Raw genomic sequence first — 23132 nt, forward strand, 5'->3', positions numbered from 1 at the left:
TAAAATAAAAAGCTATGTTTTTTCAACACATTTATGATCAATCACTCGCTCAGGGTAGTTACCTGATCGGATGTCAGGCGACCGGCGAATCCATCGTGATCGATGCCAAGCGCGATGTAGACACGTACCTTGACATTGCAAAGCAGAATGGCCTCCGTATTACGCATGTCACGGAAACGCATATCCATGCGGATTTCTTATCCGGCACACGCGAACTCGCCGCATTGACCGGGGCAACGATGTACCTTTCCGACGAGGGTGGGCCCGATTGGCAATACCAATTTGCCCATGAAACGCTGCGCGATGGCAGCATTATTAAGGTGGGCAACCTCACTTTGGAGGTCATCCACACGCCGGGACACACGCCGGAAAGCATCAGCTTCCTGCTGCGCGACCATCCGGCCACGGACGAGCCGATCATGCTCTTTACCGGCGACTTCGTCTTCGTGGGCGACATCGGCCGCCCCGATCTGCTGGAAAAAGCAGCAGGACTGGTGGGCACACAGGAGATCGGTGCACATCAACTGTTCCAGTCGCTGACGAAATTCAGCAGCCTCCCCCCTTACGTACAGGTATGGCCGGGGCATGGTGCCGGATCTGCCTGTGGCAAAGCGCTTGGTGCGGTACCCAGTACCACCGTGGGATATGAATTGATACGGAACTGGGCGTTCCGTTTCGAAAACGACGAAAAGGAGTTTACCGACTACCTGCTCACCGGACAACCCGAGCCGCCGACGTATTTTGCTACGATGAAAAAGCTCAACAAGGTGGATCGCCCGCTGTTGACCGAAGTACCGCAGCATCCAAAGCTCACGAAAGACCAATTCCTTTCGGCATACGAGGGCGGTGCCAAGATCATTGATACCCGTCCTAAAATCAAGCATGCCACCGGAGCCATCCCCGGAAGCCTCGGCATCGAAAACAACAGATCGTTCTCCACATGGGTGGGCTGGCTGGTGGGGTACGACGAACCGATCGTACTCGTGGCCGACGATGCACAGGTTGAAGACCTGACTCGTAAACTCATGCGCATCGGCCTGGACAACATCCTCGGATATATATCCGGCGTGGATGACCTCGGGCTTGCATTGGAAACGCGCAGCATCATCGACATGGATACCTTCAGGTCGTTGCTTAGCCGGGACGACGTACAGGTCGTGGACGTACGCGGTGCATCCGAGTATGCGGCCGGACACATACCGGGTGCCGTTAACCTGTTTGTCGGTACGCTGGCCGACCACCTGGACGAACTGGATCGGAGCAAACAGCTGGTTATCCACTGCCAAAGCGGCGCACGGGCAGCCATTGCCCAATCTGTATTGGCCGCCCACGGTTTCAAGGATGTACAGAATTTCTCGGGCGGTATGGCGGAGTGGCGGAATAAAAACCAGCCCGTCATCGCGTAAAAAGAATGAACAGCGTGAACTATCGTTGGGGATTCCTCTTACCCGTAGTCTGCATGTTGGTTTGCCCTACCACGCTGTCAGGACAGACTCGTACGAATGGGTGGTTCCGTTTTACAGGCCGGTACCGATTCAGCGAAAAGCTGACGACCGACCTGGAGGTTCAGCACCGCAGGCAGCAAGACGGAACGAGCGGGTATCCCCTTCGCCATGCGGCACTCTATTCCATTCGACCCTGGGTATATTACCGCATCAACGAGGGGGTGCGCATTGACGCCGCCCCCCTTGCGTACTATATCCTGTATCCGGCCGTAACGCACCGGGGAGGTAAATCGGCAACGCCAACAACTGAATACCGCAACACGGCTGGGATATCGCTCCGGCATCGTCTATTGCCCCGACTGTGGATTACCGACCGCACGCTCTGGGAATACCGCAATTTCTCCCGAGGGAAGGACATCCTGCGCGGACGTGCCCGGCTTGGGTTGCAATACAACCTGAGCACCAAAACGAAGGTCATCGCGCAGGAAGAACTCCTGTTCAACCTCCACGGTGTCCCCACAAGCCACTTGTTTGACCACGATCGGCTCAGCCTATCCGTGCAGGTACCGATCGGCGGCAGATTTTATGCGGAGATGGGCTATATGCATGCAAACCGGCTTCCTCTACTACAGACCGGGCTGCAAAAGGAGCACACTGTTTTTTTACAACTTACCATCGATTTCACGTCAACAGACAAACGTATATGAAACGTACCAACATACTTCTTACCCTTGCGGGTATCGTATTGGGTGCCGTGGGTGGCTATTTGTATTACCACTACATCGGCTGCAACACCGGCACCTGTCCCATCACTTCAAAACCACTCAGCAGCACGCTCTATGGTGCCTTGTTGGGTGCGTTCGTCTTTAACACATTTACGGGCAATAAACACAAACAGCATGAAGAACCTCTGGGATGAGCGTTATCGCGATAGCGCTTATGTGTATGGCACGGCACCCAATGTATGGCTGGAAGAGCAACTCAGGGACTTAACACCCGGATTCATCCTCTTCCCCGCTGAGGGCGAGGGGCGCAATGCCGTATATGCAGCCACACAGGGATGGCGCGTCAGTGCGTTCGACCAAAGTGCCGTCGCCAAAGCAAAAGCGGAGCAGCTGGCGGCCCAAAGGCAAGTCCGGATTGATTACCAGGTGGCTGATGCCCAATCGGCAGCTTATCCGCTGCACAAATTCGACGCCATCGCGTTCATCTATGCCCATTTCGGTCACGAACACCGGGATAGCATTGTCCAACGGTTACTGCAAAGCCTGAAGCCCGGAGGCACCGTCATCTTTGAAGCATTTTCGAAACGACAGCTCCGGTTCCAGGAGACCGAGCGTTCAGGCGGTCCTACGGATGAGCGCATGCTGTATTCGATCGATGAAGTAAAGGGTATCTTCCGGAGGCTCGCCTTTACCACGCTCCATGAAACGGTGATCGACCTCAACGAAGGATTGTACCACGTGGGCAAGGCTTCGGTAGTCCGGTTTGTAGGGCATTTAAGGTCAACGCCCCGGCATGCGGAATCGGATGATGAGCGCAGAACCGACCGTCAGTAGGCCAACAAGCAATATCGCGTATCCGATGCCGAGCCAGTCGGCCACTGTTCCCGAAATCACCGCGCCGAACGCATATCCAAGATCCCGCCACAGTCGGAATGTCCCGATGCTTTCGGCACGCTGCACGGGGCTGGTCACCTCCGCGATAGCAGATAGGAAGGTGGGGTAAACCAGGGCCGTCCCCAGGCCCAGCACCACTGAAATGACGGCCAACATATAAAAATCAGTACTGAAAGAAATGAAGATAATAGCCAACCCCTGCAGCAGCATTCCCCAGAACAAGAGCTTCTTTTTCGCGTACCTGTCGGCCATTTTCCCTGTAAAGAGCTGCCCAACACCCCATACGGCCGGATAAATCGCTGTGACGGTACCTGCCTGTTCGCTGCTATAGTGAAGCGACAGCAGGACAATCGGCAGCAACCCCCAAATCATCCCGTCATTGAGGTTATTTACCAATCCCGCCTGCGTCACAGAACTCAGCGTCCGGTTGCCGAACGTGGTTTCCCAAAACACATGGCGTAATTTTTCGGTGGTGTTCAACGTACTTTCCCGTTGCACAAAAGCAGCGGTGTCTTTCACCCAAAAAATGGTCAGCAACAGGCCGGCGAAAGACAGGAAGACGCCAATGAAAAAGGGATACGGCGTTACGCCGAACCGGGCAGCAACGTAACCGGTCAGGAAGGCGACAAGCCCCACAGCAGCGTAGCCGGCAAACTCATTTAATCCCATAGCCAAGCCACGGTCTTTCTCGCCCACCAGGTCAATTTTCATCATCACCGTACTGCTCCATGTCAAACCCTGGCTCAGCCCCAGCAAGACATTGGCAATGATCACCCAGTTCCAACCCGGCGCGTATATCAGCAAGAAAGGAACGGGCATGGCGAGCAGCCAGCCAATCAGTAACAGCTTCCGCCGCCCGACCCGGTTGGCCAACCGCCCCGTGAAATAATTGGCTACGGCCTTGGCCAGCCCGAAGGCTGTGATAAAAGAAAGGATCGCCGTATTGGACGCGATGCCAAATTCCTCCATAGCAAACTGGGGGAAAATCGTCCGCTCCATGCCGACCATCCCGCCCACGAATGCATTGACAATAACCAACAGTGCAAATTGCTTCCAATTTTCCCGAAGTCCGAGCTGAACGAAATTTGCTGATTCCATATCGAATGTTAAAGCAAAATACAAAAATGACCTTTTGTTTGCTTTCTTTCAGTGATTGTTGTCACAATCGTACTCACCCCAAAGAACAACCCATTGTGACTAAAGTCACCTGTAGCCCAACTTGAAATAGCCATCTTTGTATGAATACAATAGAAGAAATGATGAAGACATTACTAACAAACTGGAACCTGATGCGCGGAATACGGCTGGCATTGGGTATTTTGATTTTCGTGGAAGGATTACGCAGTGACATCATTCCACTCACGTTAATGGGAGCCGCATTCGCTGCATTGGCCCTATTCAATGTAGGGTGTGGCGCAGGCGGCTGTGCGGTTCACCCACCACGATCTAAACCGTCCGGCAAAACCAACGTTGAATACGAAGAAGTTAACTAAATTAAAAATGGATACATTCAACGAACTGATAAATGGCGACAAGCCGGTCTTGGTCGACTTTTTTGCCACGTGGTGTGGCCCCTGCCACATGCAGTCGCCTATTCTGGAACAGGTGAAACAACGCATCGGTGATGCCGCGACGATTATTAAAATCGACGTGGATAAAAATCCGCAGCTAGCAGGGCAATACCAAATCCGGGGTGTACCTACCCTGATGATATTTAAAAATGGTGCCGTCAAATGGCGGCAATCCGGCGTATTTCCCGCCAATGAGCTGGAAAGGCTATTGAAGGAAAATATATGATCAGGCCATGAACGATATTTCCGATAACTTTTATATCGCTCCTATTCCGACCGCTGGAAGCCAAGTGCAGACCGCCGATGCGACGGAACAAACCTTGTCCCATCATAAACCGGGAATCGCACCGCATCATGACATAGGTCGTTGCCCTGTGTGACCCAGGTCACCTTCGCGACCACTACCCAAGGGTATATTTGTTCATGACGTTAATTTAACCGCATCGAACATGGAATCGCATTATCAAGTATTGATTATCGGAGGGGGCACAGCGGGCATCATGGTGGCCGCCCAGCTCAAGCGTAGGCAGCGCAACCTCACCATTGCAATCATCGAACCCTCCAATGACCATTGGTACCAGCCCGCTTGGACACTTGTGGGAGCCGGCACATACAACTATGCCAAAACGCGGCGTGACGAAGCGTCGCTCATCCCTCCCGGCGTCATCTGGATAAGGGACGCCGCAGAGACGTTCGAACCCTCAGAAAACACCGTCGAAACTGCTTCGGGCGATTGGTTAGGTTACGATTACCTCGTGGTATGCCCGGGTTTGGTGATGGATATTGATGCCCTGCCGGGATTGCGGGAGGCTATCCAAACCGAGGCTGTGTGCAGCAACTATATAGACCCCAATAAAACCTGGCGGCTCCTGCAGCGGTTCAAAGGCGGCAATGCGGTGTTTACACAGCCCACAACGCCCATCAAATGTGGCGGAGCACCGCAGAAAATTATGTACCTGGCAGATGATCACTTCCGCAAAAGCGGGGTGCGCGCACGTACGAATATCATCTTCGCTACACCGGGATCCGTTATCTTTGGCACCAAGGAATTTGCCGAAACGCTCAACAACATAATCGCCCGAAAATCCATCATTACCAAATTCTTGTATGCACCTGCAAAGATTGACGGCGACAATCGGGAAATTTTCTTCCGGTATACGGGTGAAGCCGCTAACTGGCAGGCTGCCGACGCCATCCACGAAACCATGCAAAGCGACGGACTTGTGAAGCTCCCCTATGATCTGCTGCACCTGGCCCCACCGCAGACCGCTCCGGCGTTTGTCCGCGATTCGCCGCTGGCCGAAACCGAGGGCCCTAACAAAGGATGGATACCGGCGGATCCGTATACCCTTCAACACCCGGCTTTTCCGAATGTCTACGCACTCGGTGACATTGCTGCGCTCCCCACAGCAAAGACCGGTGCCGCCATCCGGAAACAGGCTCCCGTAGTGGTGGACCACCTCCTTGCTGCTATCAACGGCCGAAAAACCGACAGCAAGTATAACGGATATTCGTCCTGCCCGCTCGTGACCGGCTACGGCAAGATGCTGCTTGCAGAATTCAAGTACGGAAACGTACGCGACAGCGACCCCCTGATCAGTAAATTCGTGGATACGACCAAGGAGCAATGGACCATGTGGCTACTGAAGAAATACGGCCTCCCCTATCTCTACTGGCACCGGATGATGAAAGGAAAGATGTAAAGCCGATGAGTAAAATCAATCGTTCAGATGATCGATGTCAGTCCGAATAACCCTGTCCCAAAATACCTTAGCATCGATTACGAATTAATTCAACAAGTCATGAAAAAAACAGAACAGATTTTGCTGGGCATCTTCGGAGTTTTTGCCGCAGGCGTCCTCGCCGGAACACTGTATGCACCGGACAAAGGAGAAAGAATAAGGAAACGGATTCTCCGCAAAGGCCGATGGTTCCTGCACTCGGCAAGTGATACCTTTGCTGAAGCGAAGGAAAAGCTTGAAGACATAAAGGATGGCCTGAAAGACAACATCGAAAAAATCACCGATGAAATGGATCGCCTCTCCTGCTGTCAAACGCAAAAATACCGATTCCCAAAAGAAAGGCAATAACGCGACGTATCAACACTCAGTTGTTACGGCATGTAAACAAAGTTAAAATATAGGGAAGGAAGCCATCATTTCCGGAAAGACCATTAAGGGCACTCCCACCCGGTCGATCACTTTCCGGGTGATGCTTCCCCTTGCTATCCGATGCCACCGGCTCTGCACCTTGTGAACAATGACAAATAGATCACAGGGGCCGCGTTGGCTTGATCGGTACAGTCCACCCACCACAGACCGATTCCGGACGGGCCGGTAATAGAGTTTCGGATACCCGACCGTTGTTGACGCTTCAACAAGGAAATTCTGAACCCTGACGGGAATATTCCTGCCTGGTTCATCTCCGCGCGATACACAAACCAATGAAATCTCTGATCCGAAATGGGTACACAGGCTGCTTAACGAATGAAGGACCTGCATGTGTGACCCACTGAAGTCCGTAGCGAAACACACCTGGGCGGGGTCCCTGTACACTGCACCGTCCGGGACCACCAATACAGGGCACGCACCTGTTGAAAGCATACGATTAACGTTGTTTTCCAAAAGTAAGCGGGCTGCCGGATCACTGCCATGCTTTCCCATTACGGCCAGTACAATGTTATGATCGGCAAAAATTTGATTTTTCACAGCATCGGTCAATTTACCAAGCTCACTCGCCCACGTAATTTTTGGGACGAATTGTCCGATGGAAGGATCGATGGAATTAACCAGCTTGCTGGCCAAATTCGACAAGGTGGTAGCAATGCTATCTTTCCGTAAAAAATAATCTTCCGTGGCCCAGGATCGTTGCGAAATACCGGGAGGCTCAAGCATCGTGAACGCATGGTATAGCATGACATTTGCATGGATCTGCATCGCCAGCCCGAACGCATAGTTTGCAGCCACTTCTGCCCGGGGAGAGAAATCCGTAAGTACTAAAATGGTTTTCATTGGAAAATAATCGGTTTTATCCGATTGCCGCCCGAATCCGGGACTGTTTGGCATCCACTTGGCGCACCAATTTTCCCGTTTTCGAAGGAAGCCTCGAGGCTGTAGTATCAAACGGAAACATATTCATTTCACAGAACAGCTGGTAGTGCGCTTTTGCTACCTCACTCCAAGTCGATGACGCCATGACCTGTAACGCCCTATTTCCCATTAATCGAAGTCGTTCGGGCGCCGCAAGCAACTCCATGATTGCCGCCGCGAATTGCCCAGGCTGCTCAAACCCCACCAAGATGCCCAGATCCTCAGTCAGCACCTCCTTGGCATGCGGAATGGGCGTGGAAACCACCGGACATCCGCAACTGAGTGCATAAGCAAATGTGCCACTGACCGCCTGGTTGGGGTCTTTGGAAGTAAACAGATACATGTCGGATAAGGCAAGGTATTCTAGTAAGTCACGGGTTGGCATGTACCGGTCTATAAAGCAAACATGGCTACCAAGACCAAGCTCATCGACCATATAGTTCAGCAAATTCCGGTAGGCCTCCCCCTCGCGTTTCACAATTTCGGGATGGGTCTCTCCGATCACCAGATACAGCGTATCGGGAAAACGGTCGATTACCGATGGCAGCGCCTGCAAGGCGGTTTCAATGCTCTTACCCCGGCTCAGTAGCCCGAAAGTTGCCAATATCCGGCTGTCTACGGGTAATCCGTATCGCCTTCGCAGCAATTGTTTGCTGGTCTCCTTTGGAACCTGATGGATACCGTGCGGGATAACAGCAATCTTCTCCCGCCGGATACGGTAGTGGGTAACCAGCAGGTCGGCCGCATGGTTGGTCATGACGACGATTTTATCGACGGCTTCACTGATTGCACGGACGGTTTTAAGAAGCTGGTAATCGGGGGACGGCAGCACGGTATGGAAGGTGACAATCGCGGGCTTATCGAGATGGTAAAGCAATAACAGCAGGTGATCTCCGTATTCTCCTCCAAAGAGGCCAAATTCGTGCTGGATGAATACGCCCCGTACTTCCCTGTCGGCATTGATTTCCCCGGCCATGCGGTGGTAATCTTCAAATGAAGCGGCACAAAGTGTATATCCGACTTCCGTGTCATAGCAATACTGCCTGCCTTCGGATTCCAACGCACAGACAAGCGGGTCGAATGGCACCCGGATATAGGTGCGCAACGCTTCGATCAGATCCCTGCTATAAGTAGCTATTCCGCACTCACGGGGAGGATAGGATGTTATAAATACGATTTTGCTGGACATAATAGTTGACATAATAAATCAATGATTCAATAAAATTATCCGGATGCTAATAATGCATTCAACAGGTCTTTCAGGTTTACCGACGCCACCGCTATCCGGCTGTCCGCGGCACCGTAATAAATGTACAGTCGCTGCCCGAATATCGCTGTACCTGTGGGAAATACGACATTATTTACATACCCCCGTTTTTCCCAGTCCTCCTCCGGAAGAAAAAGCGGCTTGGAAAGGCGGGCAATTTCCCTATTCGGATGCTCCCGGTCAAGCAGGGCAGCACATGCGTTGTATACATACCCCTCGGGCCCATCGTATACGCCGTGGTAAATCAGCAACCAACCGTCATCGGTCAGCAACGGCGGGCATCCACCGCCAATGTAGCTGGATTCATGAGCATATCTAGGTTCCATCACAACGTGCTCGGAAAAGTGCAGCAGGTACCGTTCCCAGAAATCAGCTGTCAACCCTTCGGGGATATCCTTCACGAAGGCAATTTGTATACCGGGGCGGATCCGGTGAAGAAAAGCGAGATTTCCATCAATCCGCGCGGGGAAAAAAACAACATTTTTATCCCATATATGCAGACCCGAAGTTGGTAAACCATGGGCCGCATATTCCCGGTGTTCCCTGAAATACTTTTCGTTCACGCGCGGTCCGCTTTGCACCAATTCGGAAAAGCGTTTGAAGTCGACTTTAGGTACAATTATCCCTTTTTTATCAAAGTGCAGAAGGTCCGACGAAACCGCCAGCGCCCCCAACGCAGTAATGCCATCATAAGCCGTATAGGAAAGATGATACGTTCCGTCTATTTTGACGATACGGGGATCCTCCATTCCCTGGCTTTCGTAAGGATACTGTGGAATGATAACCGGCACTTTACTACGCTCCACAACATCGAGCGCTCCCTGCAACCGGCAATAGCCGATGGTTGAAAAATTCCCCTTTCGGACTGCTCTGTAAAACAGATGCACTTGGTCCCCTTCCTGGTAAACCGCCGGGTTGAACACTGCGGCGCTTTCAAACCCCAAAGCGGTCTTTTCGAGCAACACGCCTTCCTTTGCCACCTTGATCATGACTTTCCTGATAGTCCATAGACATCTTTAAGAAACAGCGTGTCCTGCGCCGTATCGACTACCTTTAGGTCATACCGGAACCGCACTTTTGTTCCCAAGGGTGCATGGTAATAAATATACCAGGCATCTCCCTCCGCCGTTCCTACACACCCATTGGAATAGGCCTTACCTAATGTCTCCGGATTTGAGGTAGGATGGATAAGTGCTCCCTGCCGCATGCCATTGATCATCGGCTCCATCCACGGAATTTGTGGCATGGTAGTTCGCCTGCCGTCGTCCCTAAGGGTCGTGGTATAACGCCGGCCGCTTACCGGATCCACGAACCACGGGTTCCGTTCGATCCGGACAATTTCACCTTCCCCGATCGGCGTGCGGAGATTTACGTTCCTGCCTGCAGTTGCCAGATAACGCTTGGCATTCCGGCCAACCCGCACAGGGAATATATGCGTGACACGGCCATATTCGATAATCCGTAGCTTGAATTCGGGAATGTTGACATCGAGCAGCGTATGTTCAAATCGCTCTTGTAATAATTTTACAGACGATCGATCCGGAATCCACAACGTGTCACCACGGTGCAGTACCGTCATTTCCCGCTGATCGTAAATAAAGGTGTCCCGCTCCAATCGCTTGTAGTAGTCAAAACCGGCCAAGGTATCAATGATCCAGGGATTATGGTTTACCAACAAGTGTTCGGTTAGTTCATACTTGAAATTGCGCTGATAATTTGCAATCAGGCTATCGAGATATCGGAAATAGTCCGCTACCTTGATGTCCTTCCCAACAACCACGAACTCCTTTTGAATTACGGCCTTATCCCACCTGGAAGGGGTGTCTTTGAACGGATCATCAATGTGTCCGATTAAGAAATTAAATAGTCCAAAAATTACGACGCGTAAATACATTGCCGTTTCCATCTAATAGGTGTCCAGGATTTGATACTGCTCGGTACCAAGCGTAAACGACTCCCCTTTCTTCTTTCCGGCCATTGCCCCATATAGTGGACTTTTCGGGGAAATTCCTACGAAAGACATGCCGTCCACCTCAAACCGCTCGATACTGACCGAGATGTAAAACAGCCCCTTATCTGTCGCCACTAAGCTTCCCAGCCGCACCTCTTCATATCGTTCTTCCGTCCGGGGGAGCATATCTACCAGAACCTTTAGTTCTTCACCGGCGAACATTAGCTGGTCGGCAAGCTGTTTGTGCCGTAGCATCATTTCCTCGGCGAGTCCCGGTTGGTCTTCGCCATATTCCGCGGCCCCGTTATCATGAAACTGTTGAATTCCCCTATTGAAATCTGAAATAAGGGTTCGCTGCTTCGCAATACAGGCGTGCAACAATTGCTCTTTCGGCGGCAGCCGCATCCCGTTCCGTACGTTTGTCATGTTATTCGCTATAATGATGTATTTTCACCCGGACCGTAATCCGGTTTGCTATTCCTTTGACTTGTTCGATGTCATTGACCGCATTGAAAGCGGCAACCTTTCCGCAATAGTCGTCAACCTCTCCATCCAGTGTCACCCAGCCATTATCTACCGCTACACTGATTCGCTCTCCGGAGAGTCGGGGATCCCATACGAATGCTTCCGCAATCTCGGCAGCGATGCGCGCATCGTCGTCTACTTCGCTACAGTCTACCCTTAGATCCATCGCTATAGCCTTTACTTCCCGGATGCGTTTCGCAAGCCGTTCGGCCATTCTTTTCTCCAGCATATTCCGCACGCATCCTTTCAACGTGACCACGCCCTCATTTACTTCAACTGTAATGTCCTTGGCCTTCAGGATTTCATCGGCCCTTATCAAACCCAATAAGGTTTTCCGTATGGTTGTATCTGTTTTCATGACTGAAAAAGCTAACGTTTCCAATGTTCAAATATGCCCTGACACTCCGGCTTTTGGCATGACCAATCTCTTTAGTACCGGTGATTTTTATCATTCGAACGCGTTGTCGGCTACGGTACCTTAGCAGAAAAAATACAAGCTATGAGTTTAACAGTCAGAAAAAAGACCAGTCTCCCATCGGTGATGTCAGACTGGTTGAGTCCGATCACTTCCTTCTGGGATCGTGATTTCTTCGATTCAGATTTGGGTTTGTTTAACAGGCGTCTCGGATTAAGCATGCCTTCAGCAAACGTCTCCGAAACACCTGCGGCTTACATCCTGGAACTGGCCGCACCAGGTTTGAAGCGAGACGATTTCAAATTAGAGGTAGAAAACCATACCTTGACGGTCGGTGCCGAGAAAAAGAAAGAGAAGCAGGAAAAAAAGAACGGCTATTCCCGAATGGAATATTCATTCGATTCATTCAGCCGTTCGTTTACGCTGCCTGATTCGGTCAAAGAAGCCGATATAAACGCAGCCTATGCCGACGGAATCCTGAAGATCACCATTCCGAAGGTAGAGGAGACCCCGGAACAACCGGCACTCGCCATTCCGGTTTCCTAAGACGAACACACATTAACGCAGGGCCCATTTGAAATGGGCCCTGTTTGTTTATTGCCATACCTGCATTGCCAATTTGCCTTCGCTCAGACAGCAAGGATCTACTCTCCGGCGGCTTTCATGAAAAATACAGGCACGGATGGTTTATGGGCAATCGCTTTGATCAATTGTTTTGAAAACATCCGCTTGAAAAACGGCTTGTCAATAGGTGTCATCACCAGTACATCCAGTTGTTCCCTGGCGACCATGCGGTTGATGCTTATGGGAAGGTTGCGGGAGATTGCCAATTTGAAGTGCAATTCCGAATCTGAACCGGCTGAGATCTTTTCGAAACGTTTTGCCCATTTCTGCATTTTTTTTGTTTCCTCCTGCTTTCCCTTTTCGTAAAGATGAAACAAAGTGATTGCCGTTGGTCGATCCACTAGCGTCGTAAAATCTTCCAGCGCTGCAATCTCGGCGGCATGATAATTCACAGCAAATCCTACCCGATCCATACGGAATGCAGAGATTCTGGCCGGTATCGCCACCACCGGAACCGGTGATTTAAGGATGACGGCGAATGTATTGCTACCGAGCACTGCATATTTCAGGCCCGTGGCACCCTGTGTACCCATTGCAATCAGATTTACGTCTTTCTCACTTGCAAAATCGGCAACCGTATCAGCCATAGACCCCTCGCGGTTTTCACCGGATATGGAAATAGCAGGGAACTGCTTTTTCAGTTTTTCCACAAGCTCCGCCATCTGCTTGTCTGTCGCATCTTTTATTTCGACCCATGCCGCCCCGGTTACGCCGGGATACGCCGATACGGCATAATACGATTGATATACATGCAGCAAGTGTATTTTCCAGCCGTGTCCGGCTGCCATTCCTGCTGCGTAAAGGCACGCGCTGTAGGCATGCTGTGAAAAGTCTGTGGGTATCAGAAGCGTTTTCATTTTTAATGATTTATGTGATAAACTAATTCACTTCCAAAGTAAGCTATCGGGCGTATAGTCGTAAGTGATGATTGCCGGGTTTTTCGATGATTGATATCATTGGTAACCGGCGTCCCCTGTTGTCAATTGCCCGGCATACCTTCCAACATCATATTGTCGGAAATATCCACCAAATGGTCGTATGTTAAACGGTCAGCCTAGCTGGAGATCAAGCGACTCAGGAAACGGTCTGATAAAAATCATTTCTCAAGCCAACTTCGGTCAGCGAACATGACCTATGTTTTGGAGACCTTTGAAATGGATTTTAAGTAGCTAATAATTATGAAAAAAGTGATCCATTTACCAAGAACTGATTCCCAAGATAGGAAAGTACACCTGTACCCTGATTCAGTCAATCGAAATATTCCCCGACTTGCCTTTATCGCGATCGTATGGACCGTTTATCTAGTGAATACGCTTTGCTTCATCTCATATGGACAACCATTGATTTCATTCCATCTGCCCATTTCGGACAAAAAGTAAGTCAAAATGAAAACCTTATTAATCGCCGCCGATTTTTCCGAATCCGCCATGCATGCCGCTGAATACGCGGCACAATTCAGCAGACAGATAAAAGCCGATCACCTGATCCTGTACCATGCCTATCAATTACTACCCGGTTTGGACAACAGTCCGATGGAAGCACCGATGCCGAAAGCCAGGGCCCGGGAATACAACGAAGATTTTCTCAGACAATTAAGAGAGAAACTGACTGCCCTCGTACGACCTGAAACACTGATACTGACGCGTACGGAAGCTTCGGAACTCGGTAAAGGTGTCAGTGACATCGCCTCGATCTGCGACGGGAGCGGCTTGCTGGTCATCGGATCGTCCCGCGCTCGCATCAAAAACCCGCCTGTAGCCTGGAAGGAAAGCGAAACAAGCAAACTCATCAAAACATCTTCACTACCGGTTCTCATTGTCCCCAAGTCGGCGCTTTACCGGCCGATCAGCAAAATAGTGCTGGCCTGCGATTTCGAAGATGTTACCGATACCCTGCCCTTTGCCCGGCTGAGACTGCTGATTAAGGAGCTCGAAGCGAAATTATCGGTTGTACATGTCAATAGACCACTTCAAAAACAAGAAAGAATCCGCGAATCGATAATCGTTAACGATCTGTTTGAGGACCTGGACCCCTCCACGACGTATTTGAAGGATCGGGATGTCAGCACAGGCATCCTGAACCACGCGGCCGGGATCGGAGCGCAACTCATTGTAGCCGTTGCCAAAAATCACGCTCCGATCAAGCAACTACTGCACAAAAGTATTGTAAAAGAACTCGCATTGAAATCGGATATCCCTTTGCTGGTCATCCGGAGACGGTGAACACATTATTGAAGCAGGCCGGTTATTTCCATGAAAAATAAAAAAAGAAAAATCATGATAGCTACAGAAAACCAAAACACGCAGATCCGATCCCTACTTCATACAACCGATCCTGTGTGTGTTTCAATTATTATCCCTCTGCATCCACCATCCACTGATCGTACGGGAGATACTACCGTACTCCGAACGGCTATCGGGAAAGCGTTGCAATATTTAGCGGATCGTTTTGGACAGCATACCGTAGCACCTTTGCAATCGTCCCTCGATGAGATGGCCGTCCATACTATCATGCCCCATCACGCGCTGGGCATTGGCCTGTTTGTGTCTACCCACATCAAACTACATACGTCATTTTTCTTTCCCGTGGAAGAAAAGATCGTGGTAAGCGATTCCTTCGAAATCAGGGATCTCCTGTTTCAGATGCAGTACGCTTCCCCCTATTGGGTACTGCACCTGGCCAACAAGGGCACCTCGCTTTTTGAAGGGCTGTTGGGAAACCTACGGGAGGTCCAAGATGGTCATTTTCCCACGAGACACAAAGACACCCTTGAATACAGCCGCCCTTCTCCCGGACCGGGTTATGCAGGTGACGCAACTGCCCGGAAAACAGAGCATGACCAATCCTACGTGAAAAAGCTCCGTTACGAGCGCTTTTTAAAGAAAACCGATACATTGCTCGATACCTATATAACACCACAGTCCGGATTGATCATTGCGGGGGTGGAACTCAACCTGTCGGCATTCAAAAGACAAACCCGTCACGGTGTATCCATTGTTGGACGGATCAACGGCAATTACACCGACGACCCCCAGCGGCTCTCCGCATTGGCCTGGGACATCGCCAAGCTGCACACCGACCAACGTGTAAAGGAACTGATCGGGCGATTGAATGAAAAAATTGGTGCCAGCCTGATAATCACCGGACTGCACGAAATCTGGAAAGCAGCCAAAGAAGGAAGGGCTTATCGGCTGCTGGTGGAAAAAGATTACCGGATCCCCGGCTTTTTGGTCATCGGCGACGATCGTCACCTTTACTTGGCCCCCCCAACCAAGGCTCACATCATCCTTCCCGATGCCATAGATGGCCTCATGGAAACCGTGCTTAGTAAAAGCGGGGACGTCGTCCCAGTGGAAAACGGATGGCTGGCGTCCTACCAACGCGTCGTTTTGATTGCCCGTTATTGAACCACGCCCGCTGACCTATCGGTCGGCGGGTGCTTCTAGCAACTTAAAAAACTGATCCAGTTGCGGCAGGATCACAATGCGCGTTCGGCGGTTCAGCGCCCTGCCAGCATCCGTATCGTTGGCGGCCACGGGAACGTATTCGCCCCGGCCGGCTGCCGTCATCCGGGATGGCGGAACATCGTATTCATATTGAAGGATACGGATAACCGAGGTAGCGCGTTTTACGCTTAGGTCCCAATTGTCTAGTAACACACCGCTGCGATAGGGTACCGTATCGGTATGTCCCTCTACCATGAATTCGATATGCGGCTGGTTGTTCAGTACTTTCGCCACTTTACCCAGTACCTCCCTCGCCCTTTCCGTCACCTCATATCGACCTGTCCGGAAAAGCATTTTATCCGAAATATCGATGTAAACCACACCCTTTTCGATTTTGATATTGATATCCCGATCATCCAGATTGCCAATTGCCCCCTTCAGGTTCATCACCAAAACCATATTCAGAGAATCCTTGCGGGCGATCGCCGACTGCAGATTTTTGATGTACGCATCCTTGGAAGCAATGTTTTCCAATGATTTATGGATACTTTCCGCCTGCGCCCCGCTGACAACCGACAGGTCTTTCAGTAGGTCGACCATGCGATCCTTGTTCGTCTGTTCGCTCTGCAGCTGGCCCCGCAGGTCATGCACCTGCTGACCCAGGTTCGCAATCCGGTCACTGCTGCGCAGAGTGGAATCCCTGCATATGGAAAGGGCGTCCTGTGTAGCCCGGTATTGGACTTCCAGCGAGAGATAACGTTGGTTTGCTTCGTCCAGCCGCTTCCGCGTTCCGCATGAAGCGACGGCCAGCACAGTGGCAACCAATACGGGAAAATAAATCTTCTTATTCATGGATTTTCTATTTTTTTATGTCAACTAATACCTTTCATGAAAAATACTGGCACCACGAGCCGGTGCGCTACGGCTTTGACCAGCTTTTCCCCGGAAAAGGCCCGTTCCAAAAAGGGTTTATCCATCGCCGTCATGACCAATGCGTCGAGTTTTTCCCGGAGGGCGAAGCGATTGATTCCAGTCTGGATATTGGCCGTCCGGGCAACCTGGAAGTGTGCAACAGACCAGGAGTCTGCTATCATCCGTTCAAATTTACGGCGCCATTCCTGCATACGTGCTTCGGCGTCCTTTTTCCCCCGTTCATACAGATGAAACAGGGTGATTTCCATGGGGTGGTCCATCAGGTCGACAAAATCAAAAAGTGCTGCGATTTCCATAGCATGGAAGTTTATCGGAAAGCCGACCTTATCCAATCGACGGGAGTTGAGTTTTTCCGGTACCGCCAGCACAGCAACAGGCGACTTTTTGATCACATCGAAGGTATTGCTTCCCAGCAGGGCATACCTGAGGCCCGTTGCACCTTTCGTGCCCATCACGACCATTTTGACACCATTGATTTCGGCAACCGAATGGACAACCGCATCGGCAACGTTACCCAGTCTTTTCTCGCCGGCTATCGCTACTGTGGGATACCGGGTCCGAAGGTCAGCAATCACTGCCGACATCGATTCACTTACTTGCTTTTCCAGCAGGTCTCGTTCCTCCTGATTCTGGCCGGATGGCTGGAAAACGGTGTAAAACGGGTTATATGCATGTAAAAGTCGTAGTTTCCATTCGTAGCGTGAGGCCAGCATGGCGGCATACCGGCAGGCAGCAGTTGCATTGTCTGAAAAATCCGTGGGTACGAGAAGCGTTTTCATGGCGATTTTTTTTAAACCGATTCTTTTAGCCCTTCAGCCTCGGCTTTGACGATATATTCCACGCCCTTGAGCAGCGCATCGGGGGTAAAGGAGATGCTATCGATCCGTTCCTCCACCAGAAAACGGCAAAATCCGGGATCATCGCTGGGAGCTTGGCCGCACAATCCTACTTTTTTTCCGACCGAACGGGCAGCGCGTATTACCTGTGTCAGGAGTGCTTTTACGGCGGCATTGTTTTCGTCGAATAAGCCGCTGATCACCGCCGAATCCCGGTCGACCCCGAGTGTCAGTTGGGTCAGATCATTTGAGCCGATGGAAAAGCCATCAAAAAGCGCAGCGAATTCTTCAGCCAGGATGGCATTGGAAGGCACCTCTGCCATGACGTAAATCTCTAGCTCTTGCTTCCCCTGTATCAGCCCGTGATCCTTCATGGTGGCAATCACTTTTTCCCCTTCTTCAATGGTCCGGCAAAAGGGAACCATCACTTTCACGTTATGGAGCCCCATTTCCTCCCGTGTGCGTCTGATGGCCGCGCACTCCAGCCCAAACGCTTCCCGGTAGCCAGGGTGGTAGTAGCGGGAGGCACCGCGGAACCCCAGCATCGGGTTTTCCTCGTCGGGTTCAAATACCGCCCCACCCAATAAGCGGGCATATTCATTGGTCTTGAAATCGCTCATCCGCACGATAACGTCCTTGGGATAGAAAGCTGCCGCTACCAACGCGATCGCTTCGGCCAATTTGTGGATGAAATACTGTTTTTTGTCCGTATAGCGTCTCGTAAGAGATTCGATCCGCTCCCTTTCCGGGGAATCGGGTAACTGTTCGTACCGGACCAGCGCCATAGGATGGATCTGGATCTGGTTGGTGATCGTAAATTCCATCCGCAGCAGACCAACTCCCTTATTAGGGTACCGTGATAAATCCAGTGCCCGGTCGGGATCGGCGAGTATGAACATAGGTGCTGTGCGGGTCTGGGGAAAATGGTCCAACGCTGTTTCCGTGACCTCCCATTCCAGCTTACCGTCGTACACGTATCCTTTGTCCCCTTCGGCGCAGTCGACCGTTACGACCTGTCCGTCTTTCAGCTGCTTGGTGGCATCAAGTGTACCCACCACAGCGATGATGCCCAGCTCGCGGGCGACAATCGACGCATGGCTTGTTCTCCCCCCTTTATCGGTAACGATGCAGACTGCTTTCCTGAGCATCGTGTTCCAATCCGGGTTGGTTATCGCCGCCACGATCACGTCGCCCTGCTGCACCTTCTCCACATCAGCAAGCGTGTGTACTAGGCATACCCGGCCACTGACAATCGCCTTGCCGACCGCTTTCCCGGTGCAGACCGGGAGTCCCTTCTCCTGGAGCCGAAACGTATCCAGCACCGGTTGCTTCTGCTGCCGATGGACGGTTTCCGGACGGGCCTGTACGATGAATAATTCGTTTGTTTCCCCGTCCCTTGCCCATTCGATATCCATGGGCATACCATAGTGCTGTTCAATCAGGTAACACCAACGGGCCAGTTCCATCGCTTCCGTGTCGCTCAATACCGGACGGTCCCGCATTGCTGCCGGTGTTTCGACGGAAATGACGGAGTTTTCCATGCTGCCTGTTTGGCGGTAGACCGTCATCGTTTCCTTGCTCCCCATGCGGTAATTTATGAGGCTGTGCTTTTTCAATGGGATCGCTTCCTTAAAAAAATAAAACTCATCCGGATTGACGGCTCCCTGCACCACGCTTTCGCCAAGTCCCCACGCGCCGGTTACGTAGATAATGTTTTCATGTCCGGTTTCGGGATCCACGGTGAAGGCCACGCCCGCACTGCCCTTATCGCTGCGTACCATTCGTTGCACGCCGATGCTCAGCAAAACCTGCATATGGTCAAATCCGTGGTCCTGCCGGTACTTGATAGCCCGGTCATTATACAGGGAAACATAACATCGGTGGCACGCATCGAGCAATGCCGTTTCGCCCCTGACATTCAGGAAGGAGTCGTGCTGACCGGCAAAGCTTGCATCTGGCAGGTCCTCGGCCGTGGCACTGCTCCGCACGGCAACCGCAAAGTCTGCATCGTCTGCCGCCAGCGCACGGTAGGCTTCCTTAATCGCTTGCTCGCATTCTTCGGGAATGGTGGCGTCCTTGACCAGCTTCCGGCATTGTTCACCCACTTTCGGCAGGTTGTCAAGGGACTGCTTATCGAGCGTATCCAATACCTGCAATAGTTTTTTCTCCAGATGGTTAGTTTCAAGGAATTGGCGGTATGCCGCTGCGACAATCGCAAACCCATCGGGGATGCGGATGCCCAAGGGTTTCATCCGGTTAATCAACTCCCCCAAGGAAGCATTCTTCCCACCGGCAATCGAAATGTCAGTCCGATCGAGATCGGAAAAAGGGACGATGTAACTATTATTAATGCTCATGATCATTCGGTTTTCTCCGCTGTACAATCAGCTAAAGTTTGTATCCAAAGATATGTTGGCAGAACTCCTTCCTGAATGATTTTTGATGGGATAACGAATGATTCGTGTCACAGGCCGTCCGGACCGTAACCACGTTTTATCGGCAATGATCAAGCAGTTTAAACCACTTAATATTTAGGCAAGTGGCCCCGGACAAATTTGTAAAATTCCCCCGCCCATAGTACTAACGATGAAAGTGCCGCCAACAGCATAAATTCAACGAAGGTGATGGACCGGAAATCAAATATCCGCTGGAAGATCGGCAGCTCGATGATCGTCACCTGGATAATCAGCGACGCTACCAATGCAATGTTGATATAGGTATTGGTGAAATACCCGATTTCAAATACGGTCTTTTTTAGCGACCGCATATTTAGAAGGTTGAAAAGCTGGGTGAGCGCCATAGTCACAAACACCGCCGTACGCGCTTTTGCCAGACCATGTCCAATAAACGAAAAATAGACTACTAGACACAATATCGCCATTAACGGGCTAATAATTACCAAAAAAGGGATTACCTCCCCATTCATTATCGGTTCCTTTTTGGGAATGGGCTTTGCCTCTAGCTCATCACCATGCCCTTTTTCCGTGGCAAGTGCGATATCGCCCACCCCATCCGTTACCAGGTTTAGCCAGAGTATCTGGATCGCGGTTAGCGGAATCGGATATCCCATCGCAATAAAAGTGATCAGTGTAACGATCTCCGCAACATTGGTCGTTATCAGAAAAAAGCTGGTATGCCGTGCATTTGCGAACACAATGCGACCTTCTTCCACCGCGTTTACTATGGTGGCAAAATTATCATCGGCCAATACCACCCTGGCGGCATCGCGTGCCACATCCGTGCCCATAACGCCCATCGCGATACCTACATCTGCCTGCTTTAAAGCAGGCGCGTCATTCACGCCGTCGCCTGTCATGGCCACCAATTGTCCCATGGCCTGTATCCGCTCCGCAATGCGGAGTTTCATGGCCGGAGTCAGCCGCGCAAAGACATCCACCGTACGGATGGCATCGTCAAACTCCTGCCCATCAAGCAAGGTCAGCTGTTGTTCCGTGAGCGCCACGGGGTGGTGTTGTTGTCCACTAATAATACCCGTTAGCTTGGCTATCGCAATAGCGGTGTTGATGTGGTCTCCGGTAGCCATGATTACCCGTATACCCGCCTGCCGGCACCTGACCACGGCCCCCCTGGCTTCCGGTCGCGCCGGATCAATCATCCCCACAACTCCTGTAAATACCAGCGTATCGATTCTATTTTCATCAATCACGTCCATGTCAGAAGTCATTTCTCTGTAAGCCATACCGATAACCCGCAGGGCTTCACCGGACCACTCCGAGATTTTTTGCTGGATGGCCGATATATGTGTTTTCTCCAAAGGCATCACCCCCTGCGGGGTGAGCAGGTGGTGGGAGCGTGCCAGGAGCTGTTCCGGAGCTCCTACAACCAGCAGTTCGGTATCGGTGCCATCCTTAGTAAGGGTGGCCCGCAGTTTTCGCTTGGAGTCAAAGGGCAGGTCATCCAGCTTGACCGAGTCATTGTCTTGCTTTGCGGCCACTCCCGCTTTCCTTGCCATTACCAAGAGTGCACCTTCCGTGGGATCCCCCAAGAGCTCGTATGTATCCTGTTGCGCGTCGTGCCTGACAGTGGCATTGTTCGAGCAGGCGGCGATCTGCAGCAACTTGCACAACGTAGGGTAATCAGCAGGATTTACCACGGCCTGTTGCTGGTGGAAATTGCCCGCAGGGAACCACCCCTCGCCTGACAGTTCAAATTCGTCCAGCCCCGCCACGCTGATCTTTTTTACGGTCAGTTTGTTCTGGGTGAGGGTACCGGTCTTGTCGGTAATGATCGTGGAAACAGAGCCCAGTGTTTCCACTGAATTAAGGTCACGGATAACGGCTTGCTTCCGTGACATCCGCTTTGAACCGATGGCAAGAACAATGGACAGCACCGCGGGCAGCCCCTCGGGAATCGCTGAAACCATGGCTGCTATGGAAATCGAAAGCAGTTCTTCCAACGAAAATGACCGAAGGAAATATGCAGTTAGAAACAGCATCATTGTACTGAAAATCGCTAAAAAGGCCATCTGTCGCGCAAGGCGGTCCGTCTTCTTTTGGAAATTGGCCTTCTTTGGCCGGATGGTCGAAAGCGATTCGGCGATGTTACCGATAGCGGTATCCAGCCCGGTGCCGCAGACGACGGCCAATGCATATCCGCCCGCTACAAACGTGCCTTTCCAAACCATGTTTTTCCGCTCCGCCAATGGCGTTTCCGTGGGCAGCGGCGCTTCTTGTTTACTGACGGGGAGTGACTCGCCCGTAAGGGAAGCCTCAATCGTGCGCAGGTTGCTTGATTCAATAATCCGCGCGTCGGCGGGCACGCCTTCCCCTTCCTCTAGCACGATGATATCGCCCGGAACCAGATCGCGGGCAGCGAGCGGGATCAATTTTCCCCCACGTATGGCGCGAGCCCTCGGTACAAACATGCCTTGGAGCGACCTGATGGCCATGTCTGCCCGTACCTCATGGATAAAACCTATTGTTGCGTTGGCCAACACCACGACCAGGATCACATATACGTCGAGAATATGATCCATGGCATAGGAAATCACAGCTGCCAGCAACAAAATGATTACAAACAAATTCCGGAATTGCTTGACGAGGCCTTTCCATAATGGCCGTCGATCCGGATTGGGCAGTTCATTCCATCCGTACTGCCGGCGTCGCCGCAATACCTTGTCTTCGTCCAGTCCACGGGTGTCGGTTTCCAGTTTACCCAGGACCTCCGCTGTTGAAAGTTGATGAAATTGTATCATTTAAACAAAAGTCCGGGCTCAAGTATTTCGCTGAAATGACAAACGTCATGGCCCGTACGGGCATCCATCATGACCGGAATATTTTCGTACACCGCTTTCGGGATATCACCGGCGCTTCGGATCCTTCTCCTGCGGTTGAGACCATGACGAAAATCATCGACTGACATAGCCGAAGTCAGCGATCACATCGAACGCA

24 protein-coding genes are annotated in these 23132 nt (G+C 51.4%); 12 read left to right on the forward strand and 12 right to left on the reverse strand.

The window, feature by feature from the left end; genetic code table 11:
• Positions 1-14: 14 nt before the first annotated feature.
• From JHJ32_RS07915 to JHJ32_RS07930, 4 genes are read left to right on the forward strand one after another with little or no spacing between them, the layout of a single operon-like run.
• Positions 15-1406 (forward strand): rhodanese-like domain-containing protein, encoded by a 1392-nt coding sequence (locus JHJ32_RS07915; RefSeq protein WP_200120596.1) that lies wholly within the window; start codon positions 15-17, stop codon positions 1404-1406.
• Between the two features lie 5 nt (positions 1407-1411).
• Positions 1412-2152 carry a DUF2490 domain-containing protein gene (locus JHJ32_RS07920; RefSeq protein WP_200120597.1) on the forward strand — a complete coding sequence of 247 codons (741 nt, stop codon included), beginning with the start codon at positions 1412-1414 and terminating at the stop codon, positions 2150-2152.
• Positions 2149-2364 carry a DUF6132 family protein gene (locus JHJ32_RS07925; protein ID WP_200120598.1) on the forward strand — a complete coding sequence of 72 codons (216 nt, stop codon included), beginning with the start codon at positions 2149-2151 and terminating at the stop codon, positions 2362-2364. The genes JHJ32_RS07920 and JHJ32_RS07925 overlap by 4 nt, the downstream gene beginning before the upstream one ends.
• Positions 2345-3004 carry a class I SAM-dependent methyltransferase gene (locus tag JHJ32_RS07930; protein ID WP_200120599.1) on the forward strand — a complete coding sequence of 220 codons (660 nt, stop codon included), beginning with the start codon at positions 2345-2347 and terminating at the stop codon, positions 3002-3004. Before JHJ32_RS07925 ends, JHJ32_RS07930 begins: the two co-directional genes overlap by 20 nt.
• Here the strand turns inward: JHJ32_RS07930 and JHJ32_RS07935 are convergent.
• Complete coding sequence (locus JHJ32_RS07935) at positions 2951-4162, reverse strand: MFS transporter (RefSeq protein ID WP_200120600.1); 1212 nt, start codon at positions 4160-4162, stop codon at positions 2951-2953. The two genes, JHJ32_RS07930 and JHJ32_RS07935, sit on opposite strands and share 54 nt — an antisense overlap.
• 140 nt (positions 4163-4302) lie before the next feature.
• Here JHJ32_RS07935 and JHJ32_RS07940 point away from each other — a divergent pair, with 140 nt between their 5' ends.
• The 4 genes from JHJ32_RS07940 to JHJ32_RS07955 all read left to right on the forward strand — a co-directional run bounded on the left by JHJ32_RS07940 (position 4303) and on the right by JHJ32_RS07955 (position 6725).
• Positions 4303-4557 (forward strand): hypothetical protein, encoded by a 255-nt coding sequence (locus JHJ32_RS07940; protein ID WP_233632546.1) that lies wholly within the window; start codon positions 4303-4305, stop codon positions 4555-4557.
• A gap of 7 nt (positions 4558-4564) precedes the next feature.
• Positions 4565-4861: a thioredoxin gene (gene trxA, locus JHJ32_RS07945; protein WP_200120601.1), complete on the forward strand. Its 297-nt coding sequence runs from the start codon at positions 4565-4567 to the stop codon at positions 4859-4861.
• A gap of 223 nt (positions 4862-5084) precedes the next feature.
• A complete protein-coding gene (locus JHJ32_RS22815) occupies positions 5085-6338 on the forward strand; it encodes an FAD/NAD(P)-binding oxidoreductase (protein WP_233632547.1) in 1254 nt (417 codons plus the stop codon).
• 99 nt (positions 6339-6437) lie between these two features.
• Positions 6438-6725, forward strand: coding sequence for a YtxH domain-containing protein (locus JHJ32_RS07955; protein WP_200120602.1), 288 nt, complete (start codon positions 6438-6440; stop codon positions 6723-6725).
• Between the two features lie 42 nt (positions 6726-6767).
• Here JHJ32_RS07955 and JHJ32_RS07960 read toward each other — a convergent pair whose 3' ends face one another.
• From JHJ32_RS07960 to JHJ32_RS07985, 6 genes are read right to left on the reverse strand one after another with little or no spacing between them, the layout of a single operon-like run.
• Positions 6768-7646, reverse strand: coding sequence for a universal stress protein (locus JHJ32_RS07960; RefSeq protein ID WP_200120603.1), 879 nt, complete (start codon positions 7644-7646; stop codon positions 6768-6770).
• A gap of 16 nt (positions 7647-7662) precedes the next feature.
• Positions 7663-8913, reverse strand: a complete 1251-nt coding sequence (locus JHJ32_RS07965; protein ID WP_200120604.1) for a glycosyltransferase — start codon at positions 8911-8913, stop codon at positions 7663-7665.
• Positions 8914-8948: 35 nt separating this feature from the next.
• Entirely contained in the window at positions 8949-9980 is a 1032-nt protein-coding gene (locus JHJ32_RS07970) for a hypothetical protein (protein ID WP_200120605.1), read from the reverse strand.
• On the reverse strand, positions 9977-10897 hold the full coding sequence (locus JHJ32_RS07975) for a L,D-transpeptidase (protein ID WP_200120606.1): 921 nt from the start codon (positions 10895-10897) through the stop codon (positions 9977-9979). Before JHJ32_RS07975 ends, JHJ32_RS07970 begins: the two co-directional genes overlap by 4 nt.
• Complete coding sequence (locus JHJ32_RS07980; protein ID WP_200120607.1) at positions 10898-11368, reverse strand: hypothetical protein; 471 nt, start codon at positions 11366-11368, stop codon at positions 10898-10900.
• A 1-nt stretch (position 11369) separates the two neighbouring features.
• Positions 11370-11825, reverse strand: coding sequence for a BON domain-containing protein (locus JHJ32_RS07985; protein ID WP_200120608.1), 456 nt, complete (start codon positions 11823-11825; stop codon positions 11370-11372).
• Positions 11826-11966: 141 nt separating this feature from the next.
• Here JHJ32_RS07985 and JHJ32_RS07990 point away from each other — a divergent pair, with 141 nt between their 5' ends.
• Positions 11967-12428, forward strand: coding sequence for an Hsp20/alpha crystallin family protein (locus JHJ32_RS07990; RefSeq protein WP_200120609.1), 462 nt, complete (start codon positions 11967-11969; stop codon positions 12426-12428).
• Between the two features lie 98 nt (positions 12429-12526).
• Here the strand turns inward: JHJ32_RS07990 and JHJ32_RS07995 are convergent, their stop codons facing one another.
• Positions 12527-13363 (reverse strand): universal stress protein, encoded by an 837-nt coding sequence (locus JHJ32_RS07995; RefSeq protein WP_200120610.1) that lies wholly within the window; start codon positions 13361-13363, stop codon positions 12527-12529.
• 528 nt (positions 13364-13891) lie between these two features.
• On the opposite strand from JHJ32_RS07995, the gene JHJ32_RS08000 reads away from it, so the two are divergent.
• Positions 13892-14728 (forward strand): universal stress protein, encoded by an 837-nt coding sequence (locus JHJ32_RS08000; protein ID WP_200120611.1) that lies wholly within the window; start codon positions 13892-13894, stop codon positions 14726-14728.
• A gap of 54 nt (positions 14729-14782) precedes the next feature.
• Positions 14783-15913 (forward strand): hypothetical protein, encoded by a 1131-nt coding sequence (locus JHJ32_RS08005; protein WP_200120612.1) that lies wholly within the window; start codon positions 14783-14785, stop codon positions 15911-15913.
• Positions 15914-15928: 15 nt separating this feature from the next.
• On the opposite strand, the gene JHJ32_RS08010 is transcribed toward JHJ32_RS08005, so the two are convergent.
• The 4 genes from JHJ32_RS08010 to JHJ32_RS08025 form a co-directional block, all read right to left on the reverse strand.
• Positions 15929-16804: an OmpA family protein gene (locus JHJ32_RS08010; RefSeq protein WP_200120613.1), complete on the reverse strand. Its 876-nt coding sequence runs from the start codon at positions 16802-16804 to the stop codon at positions 15929-15931.
• A gap of 20 nt (positions 16805-16824) precedes the next feature.
• Positions 16825-17664, reverse strand: coding sequence for a universal stress protein (locus tag JHJ32_RS08015; RefSeq protein WP_200120614.1), 840 nt, complete (start codon positions 17662-17664; stop codon positions 16825-16827).
• An 11-nt stretch (positions 17665-17675) separates the two neighbouring features.
• A complete protein-coding gene (gene ppsA, locus JHJ32_RS08020; protein ID WP_200120615.1) occupies positions 17676-20078 on the reverse strand; it encodes a phosphoenolpyruvate synthase in 2403 nt (800 codons plus the stop codon).
• 167 nt (positions 20079-20245) lie between these two features.
• Positions 20246-22936 carry an HAD-IC family P-type ATPase gene (locus JHJ32_RS08025; RefSeq protein WP_200120616.1) on the reverse strand — a complete coding sequence of 897 codons (2691 nt, stop codon included), beginning with the start codon at positions 22934-22936 and terminating at the stop codon, positions 20246-20248.
• A gap of 35 nt (positions 22937-22971) precedes the next feature.
• Here JHJ32_RS08025 and JHJ32_RS22995 point away from each other — a divergent pair, with 35 nt between their 5' ends.
• Entirely contained in the window at positions 22972-23100 is a 129-nt protein-coding gene (locus JHJ32_RS22995; protein ID WP_255539728.1) for a hypothetical protein, read from the forward strand.
• Positions 23101-23132 lie beyond the last annotated feature (32 nt).

The organism is Parapedobacter sp. ISTM3 (assembly GCF_016533505.1).
In the GTDB taxonomy this organism is placed as follows: domain Bacteria; phylum Bacteroidota; class Bacteroidia; order Sphingobacteriales; family Sphingobacteriaceae; genus Parapedobacter; species Parapedobacter luteus.

Bases quoted from the DNA above. Each gene is read 5' to 3' on its own strand.
- JHJ32_RS07915 (WP_200120596.1), top strand. From the start codon at position 15: ATGTTTTTTCAACACATTTATGATCAATCACTCGCTCAGGGTAGTTAC.
- JHJ32_RS07920 (WP_200120597.1), top strand. From the start codon at position 1,412: ATGAACAGCGTGAACTATCGTTGGGGATTCCTCTTACCCGTAGTCTGC.
- JHJ32_RS07925 (WP_200120598.1), top strand. From the start codon at position 2,149: ATGAAACGTACCAACATACTTCTTACCCTTGCGGGTATCGTATTGGGT.
- JHJ32_RS07930 (WP_200120599.1), top strand. From the start codon at position 2,345: ATGAAGAACCTCTGGGATGAGCGTTATCGCGATAGCGCTTATGTGTAT.
- JHJ32_RS07935 (WP_200120600.1), bottom strand. From the start codon at position 4,162: ATGGAATCAGCAAATTTCGTTCAGCTCGGACTTCGGGAAAATTGGAAG.
- JHJ32_RS07940 (WP_233632546.1), top strand. From the start codon at position 4,303: ATGAATACAATAGAAGAAATGATGAAGACATTACTAACAAACTGGAAC.
- trxA (WP_200120601.1), top strand. From the start codon at position 4,565: ATGGATACATTCAACGAACTGATAAATGGCGACAAGCCGGTCTTGGTC.
- JHJ32_RS22815 (WP_233632547.1), top strand. From the start codon at position 5,085: ATGGAATCGCATTATCAAGTATTGATTATCGGAGGGGGCACAGCGGGC.
- JHJ32_RS07955 (WP_200120602.1), top strand. From the start codon at position 6,438: ATGAAAAAAACAGAACAGATTTTGCTGGGCATCTTCGGAGTTTTTGCC.
- JHJ32_RS07960 (WP_200120603.1), bottom strand. From the start codon at position 7,646: ATGAAAACCATTTTAGTACTTACGGATTTCTCTCCCCGGGCAGAAGTG.
- JHJ32_RS07965 (WP_200120604.1), bottom strand. From the start codon at position 8,913: ATGTCCAGCAAAATCGTATTTATAACATCCTATCCTCCCCGTGAGTGC.
- JHJ32_RS07970 (WP_200120605.1), bottom strand. From the start codon at position 9,980: ATGATCAAGGTGGCAAAGGAAGGCGTGTTGCTCGAAAAGACCGCTTTG.
- JHJ32_RS07975 (WP_200120606.1), bottom strand. From the start codon at position 10,897: ATGGAAACGGCAATGTATTTACGCGTCGTAATTTTTGGACTATTTAAT.
- JHJ32_RS07980 (WP_200120607.1), bottom strand. From the start codon at position 11,368: ATGACAAACGTACGGAACGGGATGCGGCTGCCGCCGAAAGAGCAATTG.
- JHJ32_RS07985 (WP_200120608.1), bottom strand. From the start codon at position 11,825: ATGAAAACAGATACAACCATACGGAAAACCTTATTGGGTTTGATAAGG.
- JHJ32_RS07990 (WP_200120609.1), top strand. From the start codon at position 11,967: ATGAGTTTAACAGTCAGAAAAAAGACCAGTCTCCCATCGGTGATGTCA.
- JHJ32_RS07995 (WP_200120610.1), bottom strand. From the start codon at position 13,363: ATGAAAACGCTTCTGATACCCACAGACTTTTCACAGCATGCCTACAGC.
- JHJ32_RS08000 (WP_200120611.1), top strand. From the start codon at position 13,892: ATGAAAACCTTATTAATCGCCGCCGATTTTTCCGAATCCGCCATGCAT.
- JHJ32_RS08005 (WP_200120612.1), top strand. From the start codon at position 14,783: ATGATAGCTACAGAAAACCAAAACACGCAGATCCGATCCCTACTTCAT.
- JHJ32_RS08010 (WP_200120613.1), bottom strand. From the start codon at position 16,804: ATGAATAAGAAGATTTATTTTCCCGTATTGGTTGCCACTGTGCTGGCC.
- JHJ32_RS08015 (WP_200120614.1), bottom strand. From the start codon at position 17,664: ATGAAAACGCTTCTCGTACCCACGGATTTTTCAGACAATGCAACTGCT.
- ppsA (WP_200120615.1), bottom strand. From the start codon at position 20,078: ATGAGCATTAATAATAGTTACATCGTCCCTTTTTCCGATCTCGATCGG.
- JHJ32_RS08025 (WP_200120616.1), bottom strand. From the start codon at position 22,936: ATGATACAATTTCATCAACTTTCAACAGCGGAGGTCCTGGGTAAACTG.
- JHJ32_RS22995 (WP_255539728.1), top strand. From the start codon at position 22,972: ATGACAAACGTCATGGCCCGTACGGGCATCCATCATGACCGGAATATT.